The sequence below is a fragment of the Pseudomonas sp. MUP55 genome (genome assembly GCF_034043515.1).
GTDB lineage: Bacteria > Pseudomonadota > Gammaproteobacteria > Pseudomonadales > Pseudomonadaceae > Aquipseudomonas.
Map to the genome: position 1 here is coordinate 5,404,520 of NZ_CP138214.1, position 25,569 is coordinate 5,430,088.

A 25,569-nucleotide genomic window follows, 5' to 3' on the forward strand; every position below is an offset into this window, starting at 1 on the left:
CACCCGCGGTGCAGGAGTCGACCATGCAGCACGATAACGACAAAAAACCTGCGGTCACTGTTATGAGTAAAGCTGATGCTTTCACGCAGGCGGGTAAAACCGCCGTGTTGCAGAACATCCACGGCACCCTGCAATTCCTGCAACGCTTCCCGCCGTTCAACCAGATGGAAAACGCGCACCTGGCGTTTCTGGTGGAACAGTGCCAACTGCGCTTCTACGGCCCCGGCGACAGCATCCTCAAACCGTCGGGCGGGCCGGTCGAGCATTTCTATATTGTCAAGCAGGGCCGCGTGGTCGGCGAGCGGCCGGACTCCACGGATACCACGTTCGAAATCACCACCGGCGAGTGCTTCCCCCTCGCCGCCTTGCTCGGTGAGCGCGCCACCCGCACCGAGCATAAAGCTTGCGAAGACACCTTCTGCCTGCAACTGAACAAGATGGCGTTCATCAAGCTGTTCGCCCTTTCCAGCCCGTTTCGTGATTTCGCCTTGCGCGGTGTCAGCAGCCTGCTCGACCAGGTCAACCAGCAAGTGCAGCAAAAAGCCGTGGAAACCCTCGGCACCCAGTACTCCTTGAATACGCGCCTGGGCGAACTGGCCATGCGCCATCCGGTCACCTGCAGCCCCGACACGGCGCTGCGCGAAGCGGTGACGCTGATGCATGAGCAGCAGGTCGGCAGCATTGTGATTGTCGATGAGCACAAGGCGCCGCTGGGCATCTTCACCTTGCGCGACCTGCGCCAGGTGGTGGCCGATGGCACCAGTGATTTCAACCAGGGCATTGACCGCCACATGACCCAGGCGCCGTTCTTCCTGACCCCGGACCACAGCGCGTTCGACGCGGCGATTGCCATGACCGAGCGACATATCGCCCATGTGTGCCTGGTCAAGGACCAGCGCCTGTGCGGCGTGGTCTCGGAGCGCGATCTGTTTTCCCTGCAACGTGTCGACCTGGTGCACCTGGCGCGCACCATCCGCAACGCGTCCAGGGTGGAACAGCTGGTGGCGATCCGCGGCGAAATCGGCCAACTGGTCGAACGCATGCTGGCCCACGGTGCTTCGTCTACCCAGATCACCCACATTATTACCTTGCTGAACGATCACACCGTGTGCCGCGTAATCGAGCTGACCCTGGCGGAAAAAGGCGACCCCGGCGTGCCCTTCAGTTGGCTGTGCTTTGGCAGCGAAGGCCGTCGTGAACAGACGCTGTACACCGACCAGGACAACGGCATCCTGTTCGAAGCCCGCGACGCAGTTGAAGCCGCCGAGATTCGCGAGCGCCTGCTGCCCCTGGCGCAACAGATCAACCAGAGCCTGGCGCTGTGCGGCTTCAGCCTGTGCAAGGGCAATATCATGGCCGGGAACCCGCAACTGTGCCTGTCGCGGGCCGAGTGGTCCCGGCGGTTTGCCGCTTTCATCCGCGAAGCCACGCCGGAGAACCTGCTGGGTTCGAGCATCTATTTCGATTTGCGGGTGGTGTGGGGCGACGAACAAGGTTGCGAGCAGTTGCGCCAAGGCATTCTCGATCAGGTGGCGGACAATCGCTTGTTCCAACGCATGCTGGCCGAGAATGCCCTGCGCCAGCGCCCGCCTGTGGGGCGCTTTCGCGAGTTCGTGCTGACGCGCAAAAGCGGTGAAAAGGCCACCCTGGACCTCAAGGTGCAGGGCCTCACGCCGTTTGTGGACGGGGCGCGCCTGCTCGCCCTGGCCAACAACGTGCACGCCAACAATACCCTGGAGCGGCTGCGCCAACTGGTCGCCAAGGAAGTGATCGAGCCGCTGGACGGTGCCGCCTATGAAGAGGCCTATCACTTCATCCAGCAAACCCGCATGCAGCAGCATCAGGTGCAGACGCGGGAAAACCTGCCGTATTCCAACCGCGTCGATCCCGACAGCCTCAACCACCTGGACCGTCGCATCCTGCGCGAATCCCTGCGTCAGGCCCAGCGCCTGCAAAGCAGCCTGAGCTTGCGGTATCAGCTGTGAGTCTGTTCGGTTGGCTGCACGCGAAAAAACCCAGGCTCGACGCGGCGCAGCAGCAACGCCTGGCCCAACTGCGCGCGCCCGCAGTGCTGGGCAATATCCCGTTGCGCAGCCAGCGCTGGGTGGTGGTCGACCTGGAAACCAGCGGCCTGCACCTCAACCGTGACCAGGTGCTGTCCATCGGCGCCGTGGTGATCGAAGACGGCGCGGTGGATTTCTCGCAGATGTTCGAACGCACCCTGCAGCGCACCGCCACCAAACTCAGCCCCAGCGTGTTGATCCACGGCCTCGGCCCCAGCGCAATCGCGGCGGGCAGCGACCCGGTGGACGCGTTGCTGGATTTCATGGAGTTCGTCGGCGACAGCCCGTTGCTGGCCTTCCATGCACCGTTCGATCAACACATGCTGTGCCGGGCGCTCAAGGACAGCCTGGGTTACCGGCTGGCCCATGTGTTTCTGGACGTGGCCGATATCGCCCCGCTGTTATGCCCCGAGGCGAACATCCGTGAGGCCGGCCTGGATGACTGGATCAACCATTTCAAGCTGCAGGTGGGCGAACGCCACCACGCCAGCGCCGATGCACTGGCGACGGCGGAACTGATGCTGATCCTGTTCAGCCGGGCGCGCCAGCAACACATCGACACACCCCAGGCGCTGCAAGAGCGCTTGAGCCAATGGCGGCGGCGTAGGCACACGCCGTCGTTCTAGGGGACGCGAAGGGACCGGGGCTGCATTCCCACGCGGCCTTTCCAGGGGACGCGGAGCGTCCGGGGCTGCATTCCCACGCGGAGCGTGGGAACGATCGGGCGGTGATCGCGGGGCGGTCGCCCGACAGACGCCAATTGCGCGTACATCACGCCTCTGACACAATCGCGAATAATTCTCGTTAGTTTAAACTTTATTCGGTGATGCCTTGTCGTCGGTCCAGACCCCACACAGTGAGCTTGTTGGCGCGTTGTATCGCGACCATCGTGGCTGGCTGCTGGCCTGGCTGCGGCGCAACGTAGCCTGCCCAAGCCGCGCCGAAGACTTGAGCCAGGACACTTTCATGCGCCTGCTGGGCCGTGACGGGCTGCGCGAACCCCGCGAGCCGCGTGCCTTTCTGGTGGCCGTCGCCAAGGGCTTGCTGTTCGACTACTTCCGCCGCGCCGCGCTGGAACAGGCCTACCTCACCGAATTGATGCTGATCCCGGAAAGCGAACACCCCTCGCCCGAAGAACAGCAACTGATCATTGAAGACCTCAAGGCCATCGACCGCCTGCTCGGCACCCTGTCGAGCAAAGCCCGCGCCGCGTTCCTCTATAACCGCCTCGACGGCCTGGGCCATGCAGAAATCGCCCAGCGCCTGGGTGTGTCGGTGCCGCGCGTGCGCCAATACCTGGCTCAGGGCATACGTCAGTGCTACATCGCGCTGTATGGCGAGCCGTCGTGACCGCGATCAGTTCCAAACCGGTGTCGGCCCGCGTGCTGGACGCCGCGATTGCCTGGCAGCTGTCCCTCGACGCCGGCGACCGCAGCCTGGTGGCACAGGAAGAGTTCGCCAAGTGGCTGGCCAGCGATGAAGAACACGCCCGCGCCTGGCGCCAGTTGGGCATGCTCGATCAGCGTTTCAGTGTCGCCTCTGGCCCTGCGCGGGCAGCATTGCTGCAGTCGCGCAACAGCGTTCGCCAGCGTGTACGCAAGCTCGGCCGTGGCCTGGCGAGTATCGCGCTGGTGTGCGGCCTGGCCTTGTTTGCCGGTGAGCGCTATGTGCCGATCCACTATTGGCTGGCCGACCAGCGCACCGCCACCGGCGAGCAGCGCACAATCGAGCTGGCGGACGGCACCCGGATCAACCTCAACACCCACAGCGCCATCGACGTGCGCTTCGACGACAAGCGTCGGTTGATTGTGTTGCAGGAAGGCGAAATCCTCGTCGAAACCGGCCACAACGATGCGCGGCCGTTCTCGGTACAGACCCGCGACGGCAACCTGCGGGCGCTGGGTACGCGGTTTATCGTCAGGCGCGAAGACGACGCCACGCGCCTGAGCGTGCTGCAATCGGCCGTGGCTGCTCAGCCCCAGGCGCTGCATCAGGAACAGGTTTTCAAGCAGGGCCAGCAGGTGCTGATGCGCAGCGACGGCCTGGGCCCGGTGCTCGCCGTGCCTGCGGCCAGCGACGCCTGGACCCGCGGCATGCTGGTCGTCGACAACGCCCGCCTGGGCGATGTGGTGGCTGAGCTCGGCCGTTATCGCAGCGGCTATCTGAGTGTGGACAGCAACGTGGCCGATCTGCGCATCACCGGCAGCTTCCCGCTGCACGACACCACCCTGGCGCTCAACGCGTTGCTGCCGACACTGCCGGTGCAGATCGAGCAGCACACGCCGTGGTGGGTGACGGTCAAGGGTAAGCCTTAGGGTTTGAGGTGCCTGGGCGATCGCTATCGGGGGCAAGCCCCCTCCCACATTTAACAGCGTTCACAGTTCAACTGTGGGAGGGGGCTTGCCCCCGATGAGGCCCTGAAGAACACCAAAAAAAATATTTACACCCCGCCCTATCACTTTTCGATTCTCGTCCGGCACCTAGGCAATTGAGAAATATTTCCATTCAGGAGCCGCCCATGTCCCGCACGCTAGACACTCTGTTGCGCCCCAGCCTGTTAGCCGTGGCGATTGCCCTCGGCGCACCGCTGGTCAGCCCCACACTGATCGCCGCCGAGCAGGCGTCCAGCGTGCGCGCCTACAACCTGGCGCCCGCGCCACTGGCCAGCACCCTGAACCAGATCGCCAGCCAGGCCGGCCTCGCCCTGACCCTCAACCCGGCGCTCGCCTCGGGTAAAACCTCGGCACCGGTCAAGGGCCAGTTCGATGCGCAAGGTGCGCTGCGTGAGGCATTGCGTGGGACGGGGTTGCAGTTGGAGCAGAGCAGCGCGGGGACGTTCACGCTGGTGGCGGTGCCGGAGGGGGTTGTGGCGTTGCCGGAGACCAGCATTATTGGTCAGGGTAGTTATGAGAGTGCTTGGGGGCCGGCAGAAGGTTATCTGGCCAAACGCACCGCTGCCGGCACCAAGACCGACACGGCCCTGGTCGAAGCGCCGCGCTCCATCTCCGTGGCGACTCGCGAGCAAATGCAGGATCGCAACGTGCAGAACCTCGACGACGCCGTCAAATACATGCCGGGGATTGTGTCCGCCAGCTACGGCAGTGACACTCGCTACGACTGGATGCGTGTGCGTGGGTTCGAACCCACCCAGTTCCTCGACGGCCTGCCGCTGCCACGTGGCGTGTACGCCAACCCGAAAGCCGAAACCTGGAACCTGGACCGCCTCGCCCTGCTGCGCGGCCCGGCCTCGTCGGTCTACGGCCAGACCCCGCCTGGCGGCTTGCTGGACATGGTCAGCCGCCGTCCCAGCGCGGAATCGAGCAGCGCCATTCAGGTGCAATACGGCAGTGACAACTACCGCCAGATCAACTTCGCCAGCACCGGCAAGATCGATGACGAAGGCCAGTTTCTCTATGGCCTCAGCGGCGTGGTGCGCGATGCCGGTACGCAGGTCGATCATATCGACAACAAGCGCTACAACATCGCGCCGAGCCTGACCTGGAATATCGATACAGATACCAAGCTGACGTTCCTGTCGCAGTTCACTCGCGACGATACCGGCGCTACCAGCCAGTTCCTGCCGATTCAGGGCACCAAGATCAAATCGCCATTGGGTGACATTTCCCATCATAAAAACCTGGGCGATCCGGATTACGAGTTCTACGACCGAACCTACTACGCGCTGGGTTATGCCTTCGAACACCGTTTCAATGACACCTGGCAGTTCAAGCAGAACTTGCGCTACACCAAGTCGGAACTGGCTTTCCAGCAATTGACCGTGGGCTCGTTCGCCTACTCGCCAGCGGACGCTGCCGGCAATATCAGCCGCTCATCGACCAACGTGAACGAGGACATCAGCCAGTTCGCGGTGGATAACAATTTCCAGGCGGACTTCTCTACCGGCGATATCACCCACACATTACTGCTGGGCCTGGATCACCAGCGCACCGATACCTCATACCTGTCCATTTTTGGCCTCGCCGGAACAGTCAACATCTTCAACCCGATCAATACCCAGCCGGTCGTGCGACCACCGCGCTCCACGGCGTTCTATGACTACAACCAGAAAACCGTGCAGACGGGGCTGTACGTCCAGGACCAGATGGCCCTCGACAACTGGCGCCTGACCCTGGGCGGTCGTGAAGACTGGGTGCACCAAGGCACCACGTACTTCAACAAGAATGACGCGACCAACACCGACCGTAGCAAGAACTTCAGTGGCAACGCGGCGCTGAGCTATGTGTTCGACTCGGGCTTCGTACCCTATATCTCCTACGCCGAATCATTCCAACCGGCGAGCAATGCCAGCGTCTCCCCGACAGAGTCGTATAAGCCTACCGAGGGTAAGCAGTGGGAGTTGGGGGTCAAGTACCAGCCGCCGGGCTCGAACACGCTGCTGAGTGCGGCGGTGTATGACCTCACCCAGAAAAACGTGCTGGTCACCAGCTTTCAGTCCGGTGGCGTGTCACTCACCGACCAGACCGGCGAAGTAAAGGTAAAAGGCCTGGAGCTGGAAGCCATCTCTGACGTGACCGAAAACCTCAAGGTAATCGCGGCGTATACCCTGGCCAAATCCGAAGTGCAAAAGGGCGACTTCAAAGGCAACCGCCTGCAACTGATGCCAAACCAGCAAGCCTCGCTGTGGACTGACTACACCTGGCACAGCGGGGCACTCGATGGCTTCGGCATCGGCTTTGGCGCCCGCTACACCGGCAATACCTATGGCGACCAGGCCAACACCTGGTCGGGCAAAGCCGACGCCTACACCGTCTTCGACGGCGCCGTGCACTATGACCTCGGCCGCCTGGACAACAGCCTCAAGGGCGCATCGGTGAAGGTGAACGCGACCAACCTGTTCAACAAGGACTACATTTCCACCTGTGATGGTTCCTACTGCTACTTCGGCGACCAACGCAGCGTCGTCGCCAGCGCCACCTACCAGTGGTGATCGGCTGAGTTAACAACCAGGCCGTCCTGAAAGGGCGGCTTTGGTGTGTCTGAAGGCTAGAAAAATGAAAAGCAAAACCATCCGCCGCTGGTCCTTCATCCACACCTGGACCAGCCTGATCTGCACCGTATTCCTGCTGATGCTCGCCCTCACCGGCTTGCCGTTGGTGTTTCATCACGAGATCGACCATCTGCTGGGCAACGAACCCGAGCTCAAGCAGATGCCCGCCGATACGCCGCAGCTCAACCTGGAGCAACTGGTGGCCAAGGCCCAGGCCCATCGCCCGGGCGAGGCCATGCAGTACCTGGCCTGGGACGAGGAAGACAAGAATGGCGTGATCGCGATCATGGCCGCCACGGCCGGCACCGAGCCGAATTCGTCGCATACCTTCATGCTCGATGCCCGCACCGGTGAAACGGTGGAGATGCCGTCGGCCAATGGCGGGCTGACCCTGTTCCTGCTGCGCCTGCACGTGGACATGTTCGCCGGGCTGCCCGGCAAGCTGTTGCTCGCGTTCATGGGCCTGTTGTTCGTGCTGGCGATTGTCTCGGGCACGGTGCTGTACCTGCCGTTCATGCGCCGCTTGAAATTCGCCACCGTCCGCCAGGACAAATCCACGCGCCTGCGCTGGCTCGACCTGCACAACCTGATCGGCGTGGTCACCCTGACCTGGGCATTGGTGGTGGGCGTGACCGGAGTGATCAGCGCCTGTGCCGACCTGATCATCGCCGCCTGGCGCCAGGACGCCTTGAGCGCCATGATCGAACCCTATAAAAACGCCCCGCCGCTGACCCAGCGCGCGCCGGCAACCGAGCTGCTGAGCATTGCCGCCCAGGCCGCGCCGGGCATGGAGCCAGACTTCATTGCCTTCCCCGGCACGCGCTTCTCCAGCGAACATCATTACGCCGTGTTCATGAAGGGCAGCACCCACCTCACCTCCCACCTGCTCACGCCGGTATTGATAGACGCCCGCACCCTGGCCGTGACCGCCATCGCCGAACGGCCCTGGTACATGGACGCCATGGGCATGTCCCAGCCGCTGCACTTTGGTGACTACGGCGGCATGCCGATGAAGATCCTCTGGGCGGCGCTGGATGTGCTGACCATCATCGTGCTGGTCAGCGGGATCTACCTGTGGATCGTGCGGCGCAAGGCGGGCAAGGCATGAAGCCCAGGCAGTCGAGTTTCTGGAAGGTGTTTGGCATTCCGCTGGGGATCGGCCTGCTCAGCGCCGCCGGGTTGTTTGCGGCGTTGCTGGGGGATGGGTGGTGGGATGCGTTGAGTTGGGTGGGGTTAGGCGTTCCTGCTGGCATTGGTGCATGGGCGTTGTTCCAGCGGCGTGGCTGAGGGCGCTATCGGGGGCAAGCCCCCTCCCACATTTAACGGCGTTCACAGTTCAACTGTGGGAGGGGGCTTGCCCCCGATGAGGCCATCAAAGCCTGCAAAAATCCCCCTCGCCAGCCACGGCACAAGCCTCTAGTCTAGCCACACCCCATCTTGAGGAATGCCCATGTCTGCGCCCAGCATGACCTTGTTCCACAACCCCGCTTCGCCGTTCGTGCGCAAAGTCCGCGTGCTGCTGATCGAGACCGGTCAACAGGACCGTGTCGCCCTGCACGCCTGCATGCCCACCCCGGTCAACCCGGACGCGCATGTGGTGCAAGGCAACCCGGTCGGCAAGATCCCGGCCCTGCGCCTGGCCGACGACTCGGTGCTGCATGACAGCCGAGTGATCCTCGACTACCTCGACCACCAGCACGTCGGCAACCCGCTGATCCCCCGCGACGGCTCGGCGCGCTGGCGCCGCCTGACCCTGGCCTCGATGGCCGACGGGATCATGGATGCCGCCGTGCTGGTGCGCTACGAGACCGCGATGCGCCCGGTGGAGAAACACTGGGACCAGTGGCTGGACGAGCAGCGCAACAAGATACGTCGCGCACTGGCTGAGCTGGAGGCCGAGGCCATCGCCGAACTGGCCAGCCACTTCGACATCGCCGCGATCAGCGTGGCCTGTGCCCTGGGCTACCTCGACTTCCGCCACCCCGACCTGCAATGGCGCACGGATAACCCCAAGCTTGCCGACTGGTACGCCGAGATCAGCCAGCGGCCTTCGATGCTGCAGACCCAGCCCCCCGCCTGATGTTCACGCACACCCAATGTGGGAGGGGGCTTGCCCCCGATTGCGGTGTGTCATTGAGCTCATCTTTCTCTGAACCACCGCTATCGGGGGCAAGCCCCCTCCCACATTGAGCCGCGGTGTGGTTGAGGAAGTTGACCAGCCTTACCTTCATCTGCTGATCCTCGCGCAAGCCAATCATTGCACCGCCTCCAGGTCGAACTGCAACGGCTCCACTGCCTTGCGCTTGCCCACGCCATACCAGTCCAGTTTGCGCGTCAGCACCATCACCGTGCCCAGCAGGCCGAACAGCAGCAACGAGCCCATCAGCAACGCATAATCCTCGGCACTCAGCAGCCCGTACAACAAGCCATACAACGCCGCCAATCCCACCGAAAATCCCAGGCCATGGGCCACGCTGCGCAGCACATGGCACACGTAGAAACCGATCAACACGACGCAGGCACTGGCCGATATCAGGTAAGCCATGGCAAAGCCCAGATGCTCGGATAGCGACAACAGCAACAGGTAGAAAAACGCCAGCGCAACGCCCACCAACGCATACTGGATGGGGTGCACCGCCAGGTTCTTGAGCACTTCGAACAGGAAGAAGCCGGCAAAGGTCAGGGCGATGAACAGCAGCGCGTATTTGATCGCGCGGTCGCTTTTGAGGTACTGGTCCACCGGGTCGATGAAGTTCACGCCGAAGCTGCGGTTGTTGAAGTCATCACAGCCTTGGCGGTCCAGGCAGGTTTGCAGGGCCTGTTCCAGGTTGGTGGAGAAAAACGAGGTCTGCCAGTGAGCGGTAAAACCCTTGTCGGTGACGTCGCGCTGCGCCGGCAGGAAGTTGCCGATAAAGCTGGGGTGCGGCCAGTTGGAGGCCAGTGATACCTGGCTGGTCTTGCCCACTGGCACCACCTGCAGTTGTTCGGTGCCCTGCAGACGCAGGTCGAAGGCGAAGTCCAGGGCGACGGGTTTCTTGCTGTCCTGATCGGGCAGCATCACATGCACCCCTTCCCCCAGCCAGTCCACTTGGGAGCCCGGCGAAAATTCCAGGCGCTGCTCGCCCAGCTCCAGCTTCAGCGCATTTTCGATGCCGCGTATATCGCTGATGCCCACCGCCAGAAATGCCGGCTCAAAACGGTAGTCGGCGAAGTTCTCCGTGATGCCCAGTTGGGCAGGCAACTGGAAGCGCCCGCTGATGCGGTTGTCGGCATGGAACAACCGCGCCTGGTAGATGCCCCGTGCGCGCAGTTCGGTCTGCACCTGGCCGTCGAGCGCGAAATGCTCCGGCAGGAAATACAAGCGGCCACGCTCCTCACGGGTTTCTTCGTAGCGTTTGTTGAGTTTTTCATTGAGCTTCCACTCGCGCACCGTCTTGCGATAAGGCACCACCATCACCGGCCCGGTGAGGCGTTGGGCAAAGCTCGAGCTGCGGGCGATGTCCATCAATACGCCGTCGCGCAGTTGTTGGCGGTCGCTGATGATGCCGTTGATCATCAGCAACGGAATCAGCAACAGCAGGATCAGTAGCGCAATCGCGCCAAGTTTGAAAAGCAGGCTGCGGTTCATGGGGCTCTCCCTGTTTTGATGAGGAGAGTCTGGGCAGCCTGTGTGGGGGCTTTATGTGGGCAGTGTGGAGACTGTGTGGAGATGCAGCACCACCTGCACGCCGCCAGGCACGTTGCCGATCTGCAGCAGGCCGCCGTGCAGCTTCATCACTTCCTCGACAAAATTGAGGCCCAGGCCCGTGCTTTTGCGTCCGCTGGCCGGGCGTGGCAGGGAATAGAACCGCTCGCTCAGGCGCGGCAAGGCGTAATCCGGGATCGGCGCGGCCTGGTTGAACAGGCTCACTTGCACGTCGTTGTGCTGCACCTGCGCGCTGAACCGCAGCGCGCCGCCGGGCGGGGTGAAATCCAGCGCGTTGTCCAACAGGTTGCCCAGGGCCTGGCGCAGCAGGAACGGCTCGCCAAACACCTTCACCTCGGCGCCAATGCATTGTTCGACGCGCAGGCCGGCGCCTTCGATCCGTGCGCACTGCGCCATCAACACTTCGTCGACCAAGCCCGCCAGCGTCATACTCGTTTGTTCTTCCAGCCCCTGGCGCTGCTCCACCTGCGCCAGGTTCAACAGCCGCTCGATCAGTTGCTGCAGGCGCGCGCTTTCGCTGTCGATATTGCCCACGAAGCGCTGCTGCTGTTCGCGGGTCATATCGCCCTGCAGCAACTCCGCCGCACCGCGAATGGCTGCCAGCGGGCTTTTCAGTTCGTGGGTCAGGGTGTGCACGTAATGTTCGACATAGGCTTTGCCCTCCAACTGCGTGCGCATGTGCTCGACGGCGGTGGACAGTTGCTTGAGCTCGCCGCCCCGGTAATGGGGCAACTCGGCCCTGCGCCCTTCGCTGACGGCCTGGGCGTAGGCGGTCAAGCGCTTGAGAGCGACGCTCAGCCACCACGACAACAGTGCGCCCAGCAGCAGGCCCAGAATCACCAACCCGGCGCCGTACCACAGCAGGCGTCGCTCGGTGCGGTCGACGTAGGGCTGCAACGAGCTGTTGGGCTTGGCCACGGTGACCACGCCGATAATGCGGCCGTCGTCGCGAATCGGCGCGCCCACGTGCATCACCGATGAGTTGGGGTTATCCGGCTCGCTGCGCGAGGATCGCGCGCCGTACTCGCCGCGCAGGGTCAGGTACACGTCGTTCCACTTGGAATAGTCCTGGCCCACCGCGTCGCCCGTGGAGTCGAGCAGTACCCTGCCCTTGGCGTCGGTGACATAGATGCGATGGTTGACCTGGTTCTTCGGCAGGCCCCAGATGACCGCCCCCGGCTGACGATTGCCGTAAGCCTTGAGCAGCTCGGGCCAGCGGCTCTGGCCGAGGGTGCCGTTCTTCACATCATCGCGCAGGATTTCGGCGAGCAGGTTGGCGGTGTCCACCAAGGTTTCTTCGGTGGACTGGCGCACGCCCGGGCGGATTTCCTTCATTACCGTGTTGAGCACGAAATAGCCGGTCAGGCCGATGAACAGCGCGTACACCAGGAAGATCCGCAGCCCCAGGCGCATCAGCTATGGCTCGGGCTGTAGCTGTAACCCAGGCCGCGATGCGTCTGGATCGGTTCGGCATCGGCGGCCACGCTGCGCAGTTTGCTGCGCAGGCTTTTGATATGGGTGTCGATATTGCGCTCGTAGCCGGCGTCGGCCGGTACCCCCACAGCGTCCAGCAGTTGCTCGCGGCTGAACACTCGCTCGGGTTGGTCCAGCAGGCTTTGCAGCAGGCGAAACTCATGACGCGTCAGGCTCAGTGGCTGGCTGCGATACAGGATCTGCATGCGTTCCAGGTCGACCTGAAACACCGCAGGCGCCACATTCGGGCCGACACGTTTGAGGATCGCCCGCACCCTGGCCGCCACTTCGCGCGGGCTGAAGGGCTTGACCACATAATCGTCGGCACCGATTTCCAGCCCTACCACCCGGTCGATCTCGCCATCGCGCGCGCTGAGGAACATCACCGGCACTTCGCTGAACCGGCGCAGTTGCTTGCAGGTTTCAAAACCACTGATGTCGGGCAGGCCGATGTCGAGGATGATCAGGTCGGCCGGGCTCTGGCGCTGATGCTCCAGCGCCGCCTGGCCGAGGCTCAGCCAGGTGGTGGTAAAGCCTTCGCCTTGCAGGGCAAAAATCAGCGTGTCGGCTATTGCCGCTTCGTCTTCGACAATCAGGATATGCGGCATGGGGGTCCGTCAGCAGTCCGGTTTGTCGGCAGTGTAGCGACGCGCCGGGTTTACCGCTGCACCGAATTCACGCAAGGCCTTGGCGCCGATCAGCAGCGGGTAGTTGAAACTGCTGCGGTCGGTGAGGTTGACCTCGACGGTACGCTTGACGTCACCCAGGCACATCTCCAGGTCGATCACCGGGCGCTTGGCCACGCTGGCTTCGTCCTTGTCGTCATCTTCGTCGGCGCGGCTCTTGATCTTGCTGATGCGCGAGACCTTGTGCTCGTAGACCTTGTTGTCGGCGTCCTTGCCGCCGAGACGGAAGCGCACCCAGTCATCGCCATCACGGGTGAAGGTTTCGATGTCGCGGGCCGACAGCGAGGCGGTCAGCGCGCCGGTGTCCATCTTGGCCTTGAAGGTCTGGCCGATTTCCGGCAACTGAATGTATTCGTAGCGACCGTAGAGGGTCGGTTCGGCAGCCAACACAGGCACGGCGGCCATAAGGGCGAACGCGGCAAGGAGCAATTTCACAACGGATTTCCTCGAAAGAAGTGGACGGATTCTAGACCGCACGCACAGCACTTAGTTGGACGACCGAGCATAACCGGGCCATTGTGAAACATTCGTGCGGCAATTTGCGATTTGGCCTCTAGACTCACCTTGCTTATCATTGCCCGCCCACAGAATTCCAAGAGTTGCTTATGCGCCGCCTGCTCACCGGCTGTTTGGTCACCCTGCTGCTGTTACTCAACACACTGATCCTGATCGGCCCGTTGATGGTGTTCGCCCTGCTCAAGCTGGTGGCGCCGGGCCGCTCGCGTGACTATGCGTCATGGGCGGTGATGTGGATCGCCGAGACCTGGGCCGAGATCGACAAGCTGATCTTCGCGGCGTGCATTCCCACCCAGTGGGATATCCGTGGCGGTGAGGCCCTGCGCGGCGACACCTCGTACCTGGTCATCAGCAATCACCAATCCTGGGTGGATATTCCGGCCCTGATCCAGGCGCTGAACCGGCGCACACCGTTCTTCAAATTCTTCCTGAAAAAAGAGCTGATCTGGGTGCCCTTCCTCGGCCTGGCCTGGTGGGCGCTGGATTACCCGTTCATGAAGCGCTACACCAAGGCGTTCCTGGCCAAACACCCGGAGCTGGCCGGGCAAGACCTGAAGATCACCAAGGAGGCCTGCGAGCTGTTCAAGCGCCAACCGGTGACGGTGGTCAATTACCTTGAAGGCACGCGGTTCAGCGAGGCCAAACGCAAACAGCAGGACTCACCGTTCAACCGGCTGCTCAAACCCAAGGCCGGTGGCGTGGCATTCGTGCTGGCGGCGATGGGCGAGCAGCTGGACGCCATCCTCGACGTGACCGTGGTGTACCCACAGCAAAAGATTCCAGGTTTCTGGGATTTGATCAGCGGCGCGGTGCCGAAGGTGATCGTGGACATCCGCACCCGTGAACTGGATCCGGCGTTGTGGCAGGGGGATTACGAAAACGACCCGGCGTTTCGCCAGACCGTCCAGAACTGGGTCAACCAGCTCTGGAGGGAAAAAGACGCGCGCATCGAACAGCTGCGCGCGCAGCAGTCTTAGCTGCCGGTGCCCCAGGCCTGGGCCAGCTTGCCCAGTACCGAATCGCTGGCACCCTGGCCGCCCAGGTATTGCAGGATCACCGGGGCAAACTTGCCGACCATGCTGTCGTCCATGCCCAGGGCGCTGAACGCGGTGTTCAAGTCGTTGGTGTCTTTCACGTTACCCAGCAGGCCGTCCAGGCCGCTGGTCTTGCTGCCGCCGGTCTGGCCGAGCATGCCGCTCAAGGCACCAAGGCTGCCCAGCGCGTTGTCGCCGGACAACTTGTCCAGCCCAGGCACGCTCTTGGCCAATTGCGAATAGTCATTGCCGCCCAGCTGGTTCTTCGCCAGGCCCAGCATCGCGCCCGTGCCGCCGACGGCTTGCTCGGGGGTGATATTGAGTTGAGAGGTCAGGGCCGTCAGCAGGCCGGCGGTCTGCGATGTCGGCGCGGCGGCGGCGGCTTTGTTGTTGCCACCCTGCATGCCGGAGATGGCATTGGCTGCATCGCCAAGGCTGAAACCTGCGGCGAATACCGGAGCCGAGGCCACGGTCAACAGGCAGGACAGGGCAAAACCGCGTGAAATCTTCATCAAGACAACCTCTGAAAGTAGGAGCTAAAAAGCAGGCGTTTGACTGACGGTCTGGAAGGATGTTCCCACCCGCACGTGAGTTCATAAAACACTGCATCCAAATGTCCTGCCCCCGCGTATATCCAACACCTGCGCCCCGGAGCTGGATGGAATGAATGCCCAAGCTGGACTACCCTCTGCCTACCGTGCGCCGTCCCGCCGCCCTCGCTCGGGGGCTTGGAGAAAGCCTATTTCCACCCACGACACTGACCCGTTGCGGCCATTACTGGCCCAATGCGCCCTGGGCAACCGCCAAGCATTCGAAACCCTCTATCGCGGCGTTTCACCGCGCCTGCACGGCGTGGCCTACCGGTTCATGGGGCGTTCTGACCTGGCCGAAGAAGTCTTGCAGGAAGCCTTCGTGCGCATCTGGTACAACGCTTCGCGCTACGAACCGCACCTGGCCTCGCCGATGACCTGGATGGTCAACATTACGCGCAACCTGGCCATCGACCAGTTGCGCAAACACCGCGAACAGCCCCTGGCCGACGGACAGCAGGACGCCCTGCTCGACGAGAGCCCCAGCGCCCACGACCTACTCGCCAGCGAACGCGAAGCCCACGCCTTGAAGCGCTGCCTGGACACGCTCGACGGCATGCAGCGCCAATCGATCAGCGTGGCTTACTTCCAGGGCCTGTCCTGCTCGGAGCTGGCCGACCAGTTGGCCGCGCCGCTGGGTTCGGTCAAGTCCTGGATCCGTCGTGGCATGGAACGCCTGCGCAGGTGCCTTGAATCATGAACTACCAGACCACCGCCCTGCGCCGCGCCCTCGCCGCCGACTATGCAATCGGGCTGATGCCTGCCACCGCCCGTCGACGTTTCGACGCGCTGTTATTGGAAGACGCCGCCCTGCGCGTCGAACTCGGCCATTGGCAAGAGGCGCTCGCCAGCCTGACCGGCAGCGTGCCGGAGCGGCCGGTGCCGAAACATATCTGGGAAGGCATCAAGGCCCGCATCGAACCGCAGGTGCTGCATGTACCGGAGAAAAAACCGTTCTGGATGAACTTTCGATTGTTGGCGGCCGCGTGCGCAGTGGTCGTCGCGGTGTTGGTGGGCGTGCTTTATCAACGGAATATCGACACCGAGTACAACGCCACGCTGGTCGCAGCCAACCAGCAACCGGCATTGCAGATCAAGGCCTTTGGTGATCATCTGCAAGTGGAGCCGCTTTCACTGGCAGCGGTGGAGCCGACACGAGCCCTGGAATTGTGGGCCATTGCACCAGGCGGCAAACCGGTCTCCCTGGGATTGGTGCCGACCTCGGGTAAAGGCCGAATTCAGTTGAGCAAGGCGCAGCAGGCATTGCTGAACGCACCGCTGACCCTCGCCGTCAGCCTGGAGCCGCAAGGTGGCTCGCCGACCGGGCAACCGACTGGGCCGGTGCTGTACCAGGGCGCCCTGGCTTCCCGCTGATCGTCGCTGATCGTTCCCACGCGGGAACGATCATTGAAAAAGCGCAACCGTCAGTCGCCTTTTCACTTGCTCGCGGTATACACATCCTCGGAACCGAACCCTCGTCAAAGCTCACCCAAGACAGCCTCTAACAGGCTTTCAACACAGGAGCTGTAACGATCATGATCGGATTGATACCCAACTTTTATGCCGCCTTCAGTGCGCTCAACAACCCGCAACAACGCCCGCCCGCCAACATAGGCCAATGCCCCGCCACCCGGAACATTCAGTCCACCCCCTACACAGACCCCGACCTGCCGCCACCGTATGGCGAGGGTTACCAATACTCCGCCACCACCGACGGCAAGACATGGTCCGGACAAACCGCCGCAACCAAAGACGACTACCTTGCGCCTGAGTACGAATTGCACGCACAAACCATCAGCGAACGGCAGGGCAAAGTATTTTGCGACTACGGCGGCAAGCGCCTGATAAAAAAGGGGGAGGTCGCCGACCCTTACCTCAGGCTGTCTAGATTCAAATAATCGGTAAAAAGGCGACTCTAGGAGTCGCCTTTCCTGGGCCTGTCAAACATTGGCTTCCGGAACCCATCGCGCTCAACAGGGTCCATGAACTGACTACAAAATTTGTCAGGAAGAAACTGATGACTGCGATCCAACCCCAAATGATTGAGCACAAGCCTGCATTCTGGAGCCGCCCTCGCCTGTTCATCGGCGCCTGTGTCGTGGTGGTTGCCGGTATCGGTGGCGCGCTGTACACCCAGGACACCGTCAAATCCGCGGCAACACTGGTGACGACGACCCAGCAGCCCGCCGCGCAAATCATGGCGCACAAGGATTACCTGGAAGTGCAGCCGATTGCCGCCACGGCACCCGCGCCGGACCAGAGCCTGGAGCTGTGGGCAATCCCCAAAGATGGCACGCCAGTGTCCCTGGGCCTGCTGCCGGAAGACGGCAAAGGCATCATTGGCCTCAATCCGCGCCAACAGGAAAGCATCAGCGAGCCGGTGGAATTGATGGTGAGTTCAGAGACCAAAGGCGGCTCCATCAGCAAGCAACCGACAGGCCCGACCGTCTACCAGGGTGCACTGGCCACTCGCTGATCTCCCAAACACCATAAATCCCTTGTGGGAGGGGGCTTGCTCCCGATAGCGGTAAGTCAGTCACAGCGGCACCGACTGAACCACCGCCATCGGGGGCAAGCCCCCTCCCACATTTGATATGTGTTGATCATTCCGATGCGTGTTGATCGTTCCCACGCTCCGCGTGGGAATGCCTCCTGGGACGCTCCGCGTCCCGCAGTTGATACTCAGGGCCTGGGCGACTTGTTCGTCGCAGATGCAGAAAGGGCGACCTACGGGTCGCCCTTTTCATTTGCCTGATGCTTTACGCCGCGCTGAACAACTTGTGCGGATCAATCACAAACTTCTTCGGTACACCCGCATCGAACTCGCCATACCCACGTGGCGCGTCATCCAGGCTGATGACTTGCACGCCGACAATCTCGGCAATGTTGATACGGTCCCACATGATGGCCTGCATCAGTTGGCGGTTGTACTTCATCACTGGGGTTTGCCCGGTGTGGAAGCTATGGGATTTGGCCCAGCCCAGGCCGAAGCGAATGCTCAGGCTGCCCATTTTCGCAGCAGCATCGACCGCACCTGGATCTTCGGTGACGTACAGGCCTGGGATACCGATCTTGCCGGCTACGCGCACCACGCCCATCAGTGAGTTGAGCACGGTGGCAGGGGCTTCGGCCTTGACGCCGTCGTGGCCGTGGCCGCGTGCTTCGAAGCCCACGCAGTCGACCGCACAATCCACTTCCGGCTCGCCGAGCAATGCGGCGATTTGTTCGTGCAGTGGGGTGTCGGTGGACAGGTCGACGATCTCGAAACCCTGGGCCTTGGCGTGGGCCAGGCGGATCGAGTTGACGTCGCCGATGATCACCACCGCAGCACCAAGCAAGCGTGCGGAGGCGGCCGCCGCCAGACCGACCGGGCCGGCGCCGGCGATGTACACCGTGCTGCCCGGGCCAACGCCGGCCGTGACGGCGCCGTGGTAGCCAGTGGGCAGGATGTCGGAGAGGCAGGTCAGGTCGCGGATTTTCTCCATGGCCTTGTCGCGGTCCGGCAGTTTGAGCAGGTTGAAGTCGGCGTACGGCACCAGCACGTATTCAGCCTGGCCGCCGGTCCAGTCGCCCATGTCGACGTAGCCGTAGGCGCCACCGGCGCGGGCCGGGTTGACGGTCAGGCACACGCCGGTGTGCTGTTCCTTGCACGAACGGCAGCGGCCGCAGGCCACGTTGAAGGGAACGGAAACCAGGTCGCCGATTTTCAGGTTCTCGACGTCACTGCCCTTCTCGATCACTTCGCCGGTGATTTCATGCCCCAGTACCAGGCCGGTCTGGGCGGTGGTGCGGCCGCGCACCATGTGTTGATCGGAGCCGCAGATGTTGGTGGAGACCACGCGCAGGATGACGCCGTGCTCGATCTTCCTGCCGCGCGGGTCCTGCATTTTGGGATAGTCGATTTTCTGTACTTCGACCTTGCCGTTGCCGAGATACACGACACCACGATTACCAGACATGCTTTCACCTCGCTGTTGTTGTTATGGAACTGCGTTGCCGCTTGGGTGGGCAGCGCGTTGAGTGCTCGGGTTACAGATGCTGTTGCTTGTGTTGCTTGTAAGGGCCTCATCGGGGGCAAGCCCCCTCCCACATTTGACTGCATTCACAAATCAAAGGTGGGAGGGGGCTTGCCCCCGATGGCGTCAGTCAGAGCACCACTGTCCGATTGGCATTCAAGAACACCCGCCGTTCAATGTGATACCCCACCGCCCGCGCCAATGTCAGCCCTTCGATATCGCGCCCCTTGGCAATCAGGTCCTCGGGGTAATGGCTGTGGTCCACCACCTCAACACCCTGGGCGATGATCGGCCCTTCATCCAGATCGTTGTTGATGTAATGCGCCGTGGCGCCAACCAGCTTCACGCCTTTGTTGTACGCCTGGTGATACGGCTTGGCGCCCTTGAACCCCGGCAGCAACGAGTGATGAATGTTGATCGCCTTGCCGTCCAGCTTGCGGCACAGCTCCGGCGACAGCACCTGCATATAGCGCGCAAGAATCACCAGTTCGGCGCCGGTGTCTTCCACCACTTGCCACACCTGGCGTTCCTGGGACGGTTTGTCGTTGGGGTCCAGCGGGAAATGGTAGTAGGGAATCTGGTGCCAGTCGGCCAGGGGTTTCAAATCGGGGTGGTTGGACACCACCGCGACCACGTCCATCGACAGCTGGCCGATGCGCTGGCGATACAGCAAGTCATTCAGGCAGTGATCGGCCTTGGACACCATGATCACCACTTTGGGCCGGTAGTTCGGCGCCGTCAGCTCGAAGATCATGCCAAAGGCTTCGCCACGCGTGGCCAGGCCGTCGCGAAAGGCTTGTTCGTCAAAGCCGTCCGGCTGACGGAATTCCACGCGGATGAAAAACCGGCCCGAGAGACGGTCATCGAACGAGTGGTGCTCGGTGACGTAGCAACCCTGCTCGAACAGGTAGCGGGTGACCGCGTCCACCGTGCCGAGCACGCTGGGGCAGTCGGCGGTCAAAATCCATGTGTCGGGTGCGCGGCTCATTACGGGTGACTCCTTGATCATTCCCACGCTCTGCGTGGGCATGCCGCCATGGACGCTCTGCGTCCGCTCTTGGGACGCGGAGCGTCCCGGGATGCGTTCCCACGCCGAGCGTGGGAACGATCAGGCTTGAACGCTCAGACCAAACTCGGCCGAGGCGTCCTGCAACCACAACCACCAGTAATCCGAGAAGCTGCGACGGATCAGCAGTTCCCAGGTGTCTTCTGCGGTGTGGCGGATCACCAACTGCGACTTGGCAAACACCGTGCCCACTGCCTTGCCCACCGGGAAGTTGTTGGGGTGCACGTCGTAGCTGGTGGACTTCATCAGCACATCGCGCACGTTCGGGCCGCTGAGTTCGAGGATCTGCTGGCCGCCGCTGACGTTGACGATCTGGATATGCAGGTCGCCCAGCGCCGCGCGCAGGTTTTGTTCGGCGGCGAACTCTTCGCCGCCTGGCACGATCAACAGCCACTCGTCCGGGCCGAGCCATTGCAGGCTGGTTTCACCTTTGACGATCACGCTCAGGGCGCCGGGCAGTTCGATGCCCAGGGCCTTGTGCACGCCGGCGGCGAACGCGGCATCGTGGCCATCACCCCGAATAGTCAGGTGGCCGAGGAGCTTCTTTTCACGCACGGTTACGCCGGCGTTCTTGCGGCCCTTGCCGACCAGGCTGGCGAGGTCGGCATGGTGCAGCGACGACTCGGCCTTGGCGCCGGTGGTGGGGCGTTGATGGTACACGTTGGCTGCTGTCATAAAGCACCTGTCTGAATTCTGTTGTGAGGCTGACGGCCTCATCGGGGGCAAGCCCCCTCCCACAGGGGAATGCATTTTAAATGTGGGAGGGGCGGTGCGACGATTCGACTTGCCCCCGATGCAGGCGACTCGTTCTATCAGATGTTCTGGCGTTCACCTTTCGGGTCAAAGAACACCGAAGACACAATCTCCGCCTCGATCACGCTGCCATCGGCCTGCGGCGAAAACACCCGCTCGCCGATGCGCTTCAAGCCGCCCTTCACCACGCCCATGGCAAACGAATAGCCAAGGGAGTTGTGCGCATAGCTGGAGGTGACGTGGCCGACCATCTTCATCGGGATGGTTTGCTTGGGATCGAACACCAACTGCGCGCCTTCCGGCAGCCATACCGTCGGATCGATCGGCTTGAGGCCCACCAGTTGCTTGCGCTCTTCACGCACGCAGTCTTCACGGTTCATCCCGCGCCAGCCGATCCACGAGAACGGTTTGGTGCGGCCTACGCACCAGCCCATGTTCACGTCGTCCGGGGTCATCGAGCCGTCGGTGTCCTGGCCGACGATGATGAAGCCCTTCTCGGCACGCAGTACGTGCATGGTTTCGGTGCCGTACGGGGTCAGGTTGTATTGCTTGCCGGCCTCGACGATCTTTTCCAGCACGCCCATGGCGTAGTCGGCCTGCACGTTGACTTCATACGACAGCTCGCCGGTAAACGAGATCCGGAACACCCGCGCCGGTACACCGCCTACCAGACCTTCCTTCCAGGTCATGAAGGGGAAGCCGTCCTTGTCCAGGTCGATGTCGGTGACTTCGCTCAGCAGCTTGCGGCTGTTGGGGCCAGACAACGTCATGGTCGCCCAGTGGTCGGTGACCGAGGTGAAGTACACCTTCAGGTCCGGCCATTCGGTCTGCTGGTAGATCTCCAGCCACTGCAGCACACGTGCCGCGCCGCCGGTGGTGGTGGTCATCAGGAAGTGGTTGTCGGCCAGACAGGCGGTGACGCCGTCGTCGAAGACCATGCCGTCTTCCTTGCACATCAGGCCGTAGCGCGCCTTGCCCACGTCGAGCTTGGTCCAGGCGTTGCTGTAGATGCGGTTGAGGAACTCACGTGCATCCGGGCCCTGGATATCGATCTTGCCGAGGGTGGACGCATCCAGCAGGCCGACGCTGTCGCGCACCGCCAGGCATTCGCGTTTTACCGCAGCGTGCAGGTCTTCACCGTTGCGCGGGAAATACCATGGGCGTTTCCACTGGCCGACGTCTTCGAATTCGGCGCCGTTCTTCACGTGCCAGGCTTGCAATGCGGTGTAGCGCACCGGTTCGAAGATGTGCCCGCAGTGACGGCCCGCTACCGCGCCGAAGGTAACCGGCGTGTAGTTGGGACGGAACATGGTGGTGCCCATCTGCGGGATGGTCACGTTCAGCGAACGGGCGGCAATGGCCAGGCCGTTGACGTTACCCAGCTTGCCCTGATCGGTACCGAAGCCCAGCGCGGTGTAGCGCTTGACGTGCTCCACCGACTCAAAACCTTCGCGGGTCGCCAGTTCGATGGCGGCGGCGGTGACGTCGTTCTGCAGGTCGACAAATTGCTTCGGCGCCCGTGCGGTGGCTTTCTCGTGAGGCACCTGGAACAGCGCCAGGGTCGGCTCTTCCAGACGGCTCAGGGCTTTAGGCAACACGCCTTCAACCGGGGCGAAACCGGCTTCGCTGGCCGCGCGCACGCCGCCCTCGAAGCCATCGGCCAGGGAATCACCCAGGCCATAGACGCCGTTGATGCCGCCCACGCACACGCGTTTCTGCGGCGCTTCGCCCGGCACGAAACCGAGGATGTCTTCACGCCAGGTCGGCTTGCCGCCCAGGTGCGAGGCCAAGTGCACCACCGGGCTGTAGCCGCCGGAGCTGGCGACCAGGTCGCAATCGAGCCACTCGCCGGGACTGGTGACTTTGTGCGCTTTCACGTCGATGGCCGCAACCCGTGCAGCGGTCACGTGCTTGCTGCCACGGGCCTCGATCACGGCGCTGCCGGTGAGGATGCGAATGCCTTTGGCGCGGGCTTCTTCCACCAGCGCGCCGCGTGGGTTGTGGCGCGCATCGGCCACGGCGATCACTTGCAGGCCGGCGTCGAACCAGTCCAGGGCCACGCGGTAGGCGTGGTCGTTGTTGGTCGACAGCACCAGCTTTTTACCCGGTGCCACGCCGTAGCGGCGCACGTAAGTGGATACCGCACCGGCGAGCATGTTGCCCGGCACGTCGTTGTTGCCGTACACCAGCGGACGCTCGCACGCGCCGGTGGCCAGCACCACGCGCTTGGCGCGCACACGGTGGATACGCTGACGCACCACGCCGATGGGCGCACGGTCGCCGAGGTGATCGGTGAGGCGCTCGTGAATGGTCAGGAAGTTGTGGTCGTGGTAACCGTTGACGGTAGCGCGGGGCAGCAGCACCACGTCCGGCAGGGCTTTCAACTCGGCAATCACGCTGGCGACCCATTCGGTGGCCGGCTTGCCGTCGAGGCTTTCGCGCGAATCGAGCAGCGAACCGCCGAATTCTTCCTGCTCATCGGCGATGATCACACGGGCGCCGCTGCGGGCAGCCGCCAGTGCAGCGGCGAGGCCAGCCGGGCCTGCGCCGACCACCAGCACATCGCAGTGACGGTTGAAGTTGTCGTAGGTGTCCGGGTCGTTCTCGGTGGGTGAACGGCCAAGGCCAGCCGCCTTGCGGATGTACTTCTCGTAGGTCATCCAGAACGACTGCGGGTACATGAAGGTTTTGTAGTAGAAACCCGGCGGCATCAGCTTGCCGCCGACCTTGCCGAGAATGCCCATCATGTCATTGTTCACGCTCGGCCAGCCGTTGGTGCTGGTGGCGACCAAACCCTGGTACAGCGCTTGTTGCGTGGCGCGCACGTTGGGGATCTGGGTGGCTTCGGTGGCGCCGATCTGCAGCACTGCGTTGGGTTCTTCAGCACCGGCGGCAAAGATGCCGCGAGGGCGCGAATACTTGAAGCTGCGGCCGATGATGTCGACGCCGTTGGCCAGCAACGCGGCGGCCAGGGTGTCGCCTTCAAAACCTTTGTAGCTCTGGCCGTTGAAGCTGAAGGTCAGCACTTTGTTACGGTCGATGCGGCCACCGTTGGACAGGCGATTGATCTGGCTCATACCTTCTCTCCAGAGGCCTTGGCGGTGAACTGAGGCTTCTCACCGATCTTGTAGGTTTCAAGAATTTCGTAGGTGACGGTGTCGCGGGTGGCGTTGAAATACTGGCGGCAACCGGCGGCGTGAATCCACAGTTCGTGGTGCAGGCCACGGGGGTTGTCGCGAAAGAACATGTAGTCGCCCCACTCTTCATCGGTGCAGGCATTCGGGTCCAGCGGGCGCGGAATGTGCGCTTGGCCGGAGGCGTGGAATTCCTCTTCGGAGCGCAGTTCGCCACAGTGAGGACAGAAGATATGCAACATAGGGAATTTCTCCTGTTAGTGGGCGACGGCCGCAGCGCCGTGTTCGTCGATCAGCGCACCGTTGTGGAAACGGTCGATGGAAAAAGGCGCGGCCAGCGGGTGCATTTCACCCTTGGCCAGGCTCGCGGCGAACACGTTGCCTGAGCCCGGTGTGGCCTTGAAGCCACCGGTGCCCCAACCGCAGTTGAAGAACATGTTCGGCACCGGGGTCTTGGAGATGATCGGGCAGGCGTCGGGGGTGGTGTCGACGATGCCGCCCCACTGGCGGTTCATGCGCACGCGGGACAACACCGGGAACATCTCGACGATGGCCTGGATGGTGTGCTCGATCACCGGGTACGAGCCGCGCTGGCCGTAGCCGTTGTAGCCGTCGATACCGGCGCCGATCACCAGGTCGCCCTTGTCGGATTGGCTGATGTAGCCGTGCACGGCGTTGGACATGATCACGCTGTCGATAATCGGCTTGATCGGCTCCGACACCAACGCTTGCAGCGGGTGGGATTCGATCGGCAGGCGAAAGCCCGCCAGCGAAGCCATGTGCCCGGAGTTACCGGCCGTCACCACGCCGACGCGCTTGGCGCCGATAAAGCCCTTGTTGGTTTCCACGCCGATGCACACGCCGTTTTCCTTGCGAAAGCCGATCACCTCGGTCTGCTGGATCAAGTCCACGCCGAGCGCATCAGCCGCGCGGGCAAAGCCCCAGGCCACGGCATCGTGACGGGCCACGCCGCCGCGACGTTGCACGGTGGCGCCGAGTACCGGATAGCGGGTGTTTTTCGAGCAGTCCAGGTAGGGAATTTCGTCGGCCACCTGCTTGGCGTTGAGCAACTCGCCATCCACGCCGTTAAGGCGGTTGGCGCTGACGCGGCGCTCGGAGTCGCGGATGTCCTGCAGGGTGTGGCACAGGTTGTACACGCCGCGCTGGGAGAACATCACGTTGTAGTTCAGGTCCTGGGACAGGCCTTCCCAGAGTTTCATCGCGTGTTCGTACAGGTGCGCCGATTCGTCCCACAGGTAGTTGGAACGCACGATGGTGGTGTTGCGCGCCGTGTTACCGCCGCCCAACCAGCCTTTCTCGACCACGGCCACGTTGGTGATGCCGTGCTCCTTGGCCAGGTAGTAGGCGGTCGCCAGACCATGCCCGCCGCCGCCGACGATCACCACGTCGTAGACCTTTTTCGGGGTCGGGGTGCGCCACATCTTCTGCCAGTTTTCGTGATGGCTGAGGGAGTGCTTGAAGAGGCCGAAGCCTGAGTAGCGTTGCATAGTCATTACTCCAAAA

General features: G+C 62.6%; 24 protein-coding genes. 13 read left to right on the forward strand and 11 right to left on the reverse strand.

The window, feature by feature from the left end; all coding sequences use genetic code 11:
* Window positions 1-62: 62 nt before the first annotated feature.
* The 8 genes from SC318_RS24430 to SC318_RS24465 all read left to right on the forward strand — a co-directional run bounded on the left by SC318_RS24430 (window position 63) and on the right by SC318_RS24465 (window position 9,151).
* Window positions 63-1,985 carry a DUF294 nucleotidyltransferase-like domain-containing protein gene (locus SC318_RS24430; RefSeq protein WP_320428767.1) on the forward strand — a complete coding sequence of 641 codons (1,923 nt, stop codon included), beginning with the start codon at window positions 63-65 and terminating at the stop codon, window positions 1,983-1,985.
* A complete protein-coding gene (locus SC318_RS24435) occupies window positions 1,982-2,689 on the forward strand; it encodes a 3'-5' exonuclease (RefSeq protein ID WP_320428768.1) in 708 nt (235 codons plus the stop codon). The genes SC318_RS24430 and SC318_RS24435 overlap by 4 nt, the downstream gene beginning before the upstream one ends.
* A 205-nt stretch (window positions 2,690-2,894) precedes the next feature.
* Window positions 2,895-3,413, forward strand: coding sequence for an RNA polymerase sigma factor (locus tag SC318_RS24440; protein ID WP_320428769.1), 519 nt, complete (start codon window positions 2,895-2,897; stop codon window positions 3,411-3,413).
* The gene (locus SC318_RS24445) at window positions 3,410-4,378 is read left to right on the forward strand and encodes a FecR domain-containing protein (protein WP_320428770.1); all 969 of its coding nucleotides are present in this window, start codon (window positions 3,410-3,412) and stop codon (window positions 4,376-4,378) included. The genes SC318_RS24440 and SC318_RS24445 overlap by 4 nt, the downstream gene beginning before the upstream one ends.
* Before the next feature lie 203 nt (window positions 4,379-4,581).
* Entirely contained in the window at window positions 4,582-7,011 is a 2,430-nt protein-coding gene (locus SC318_RS24450; protein ID WP_320428771.1) for a TonB-dependent siderophore receptor, read from the forward strand.
* 64 nt (window positions 7,012-7,075) lie between these two features.
* Window positions 7,076-8,179 (forward strand): PepSY-associated TM helix domain-containing protein, encoded by a 1,104-nt coding sequence (locus tag SC318_RS24455; protein WP_320428772.1) that lies wholly within the window; start codon window positions 7,076-7,078, stop codon window positions 8,177-8,179.
* Window positions 8,176-8,358 (forward strand): hypothetical protein, encoded by a 183-nt coding sequence (locus tag SC318_RS24460; RefSeq protein WP_320428773.1) that lies wholly within the window; start codon window positions 8,176-8,178, stop codon window positions 8,356-8,358. Before SC318_RS24455 ends, SC318_RS24460 begins: the two co-directional genes overlap by 4 nt.
* A 163-nt stretch (window positions 8,359-8,521) precedes the next feature.
* Window positions 8,522-9,151 (forward strand): glutathione S-transferase N-terminal domain-containing protein, encoded by a 630-nt coding sequence (locus tag SC318_RS24465; RefSeq protein WP_320428774.1) that lies wholly within the window; start codon window positions 8,522-8,524, stop codon window positions 9,149-9,151.
* Between the two features lie 174 nt (window positions 9,152-9,325).
* Here the strand turns inward: SC318_RS24465 and creD are convergent, their stop codons facing one another.
* Genes creD through SC318_RS24485 form a run of 4 tightly spaced genes read right to left on the reverse strand, consistent with a single transcriptional unit; the run spans window position 9,326 to window position 13,371 of the window.
* Entirely contained in the window at window positions 9,326-10,699 is a 1,374-nt protein-coding gene (gene creD / locus SC318_RS24470) for a cell envelope integrity protein CreD (RefSeq protein ID WP_320428775.1), read from the reverse strand.
* A 51-nt stretch (window positions 10,700-10,750) separates the two neighbouring features.
* On the reverse strand, window positions 10,751-12,190 hold the full coding sequence (gene creC / locus SC318_RS24475; protein WP_320428776.1) for a two-component system sensor histidine kinase CreC: 1,440 nt from the start codon (window positions 12,188-12,190) through the stop codon (window positions 10,751-10,753).
* Window positions 12,190-12,858, reverse strand: coding sequence for a two-component system response regulator CreB (creB, locus tag SC318_RS24480; protein ID WP_320428777.1), 669 nt, complete (start codon window positions 12,856-12,858; stop codon window positions 12,190-12,192). Before creB ends, creC begins: the two co-directional genes overlap by 1 nt.
* Before the next feature lie 9 nt (window positions 12,859-12,867).
* Window positions 12,868-13,371, reverse strand: coding sequence for a retropepsin-like aspartic peptidase RloA2 (locus SC318_RS24485; protein ID WP_320428778.1), 504 nt, complete (start codon window positions 13,369-13,371; stop codon window positions 12,868-12,870).
* Window positions 13,372-13,541: 170 nt separating this feature from the next.
* On the opposite strand from SC318_RS24485, the gene SC318_RS24490 reads away from it, so the two are divergent.
* A complete protein-coding gene (locus SC318_RS24490; RefSeq protein ID WP_320428779.1) occupies window positions 13,542-14,429 on the forward strand; it encodes a 1-acylglycerol-3-phosphate O-acyltransferase, YihG family in 888 nt (295 codons plus the stop codon).
* Here the strand turns inward: SC318_RS24490 and SC318_RS24495 are convergent.
* On the reverse strand, window positions 14,426-14,998 hold the full coding sequence (locus tag SC318_RS24495; RefSeq protein ID WP_320428780.1) for a DUF2780 domain-containing protein: 573 nt from the start codon (window positions 14,996-14,998) through the stop codon (window positions 14,426-14,428). The genes SC318_RS24490 and SC318_RS24495 overlap by 4 nt on opposite strands.
* A gap of 151 nt (window positions 14,999-15,149) precedes the next feature.
* Between SC318_RS24495 and SC318_RS24500 the strand changes: the two genes are divergently transcribed.
* The 4 genes from SC318_RS24500 (at window position 15,150) to SC318_RS24515 (ending at window position 17,552) form a co-directional block, all read left to right on the forward strand.
* Window positions 15,150-15,776 carry an RNA polymerase sigma factor gene (locus tag SC318_RS24500; protein ID WP_320428781.1) on the forward strand — a complete coding sequence of 209 codons (627 nt, stop codon included), beginning with the start codon at window positions 15,150-15,152 and terminating at the stop codon, window positions 15,774-15,776.
* Window positions 15,773-16,450: an anti-sigma factor gene (locus SC318_RS24505; RefSeq protein ID WP_320428782.1), complete on the forward strand. Its 678-nt coding sequence runs from the start codon at window positions 15,773-15,775 to the stop codon at window positions 16,448-16,450. Before SC318_RS24500 ends, SC318_RS24505 begins: the two co-directional genes overlap by 4 nt.
* 161 nt (window positions 16,451-16,611) lie before the next feature.
* Window positions 16,612-16,974 carry a hypothetical protein gene (locus tag SC318_RS24510; protein ID WP_320428783.1) on the forward strand — a complete coding sequence of 121 codons (363 nt, stop codon included), beginning with the start codon at window positions 16,612-16,614 and terminating at the stop codon, window positions 16,972-16,974.
* A 119-nt stretch (window positions 16,975-17,093) separates the two neighbouring features.
* Window positions 17,094-17,552, forward strand: a complete 459-nt coding sequence (locus SC318_RS24515) for an anti-sigma factor domain-containing protein (RefSeq protein WP_320428784.1) — start codon at window positions 17,094-17,096, stop codon at window positions 17,550-17,552.
* A gap of 283 nt (window positions 17,553-17,835) precedes the next feature.
* Here SC318_RS24515 and fdhA read toward each other — a convergent pair whose 3' ends face one another.
* The 6 genes from fdhA to SC318_RS24545 form a co-directional block, all read right to left on the reverse strand.
* The gene (gene fdhA / locus SC318_RS24520; RefSeq protein ID WP_005792122.1) at window positions 17,836-19,035 is read right to left on the reverse strand and encodes a formaldehyde dehydrogenase, glutathione-independent; all 1,200 of its coding nucleotides are present in this window, start codon (window positions 19,033-19,035) and stop codon (window positions 17,836-17,838) included.
* Between the two features lie 187 nt (window positions 19,036-19,222).
* Window positions 19,223-20,080 (reverse strand): formyltetrahydrofolate deformylase, encoded by an 858-nt coding sequence (gene purU / locus SC318_RS24525; protein ID WP_005792124.1) that lies wholly within the window; start codon window positions 20,078-20,080, stop codon window positions 19,223-19,225.
* 120 nt (window positions 20,081-20,200) lie between these two features.
* Window positions 20,201-20,833 carry a sarcosine oxidase subunit gamma gene (locus tag SC318_RS24530; RefSeq protein WP_320428785.1) on the reverse strand — a complete coding sequence of 211 codons (633 nt, stop codon included), beginning with the start codon at window positions 20,831-20,833 and terminating at the stop codon, window positions 20,201-20,203.
* Between the two features lie 137 nt (window positions 20,834-20,970).
* Entirely contained in the window at window positions 20,971-23,988 is a 3,018-nt protein-coding gene (locus SC318_RS24535) for a sarcosine oxidase subunit alpha (protein WP_320428786.1), read from the reverse strand.
* A complete protein-coding gene (locus tag SC318_RS24540; RefSeq protein ID WP_027605979.1) occupies window positions 23,985-24,287 on the reverse strand; it encodes a sarcosine oxidase subunit delta in 303 nt (100 codons plus the stop codon). The genes SC318_RS24535 and SC318_RS24540 overlap by 4 nt, the downstream gene beginning before the upstream one ends.
* A 15-nt stretch (window positions 24,288-24,302) precedes the next feature.
* Window positions 24,303-25,553 carry a sarcosine oxidase subunit beta gene (locus SC318_RS24545; RefSeq protein ID WP_010207084.1) on the reverse strand — a complete coding sequence of 417 codons (1,251 nt, stop codon included), beginning with the start codon at window positions 25,551-25,553 and terminating at the stop codon, window positions 24,303-24,305.
* Between the last annotated feature and the right edge of the window lie 16 nt (window positions 25,554-25,569).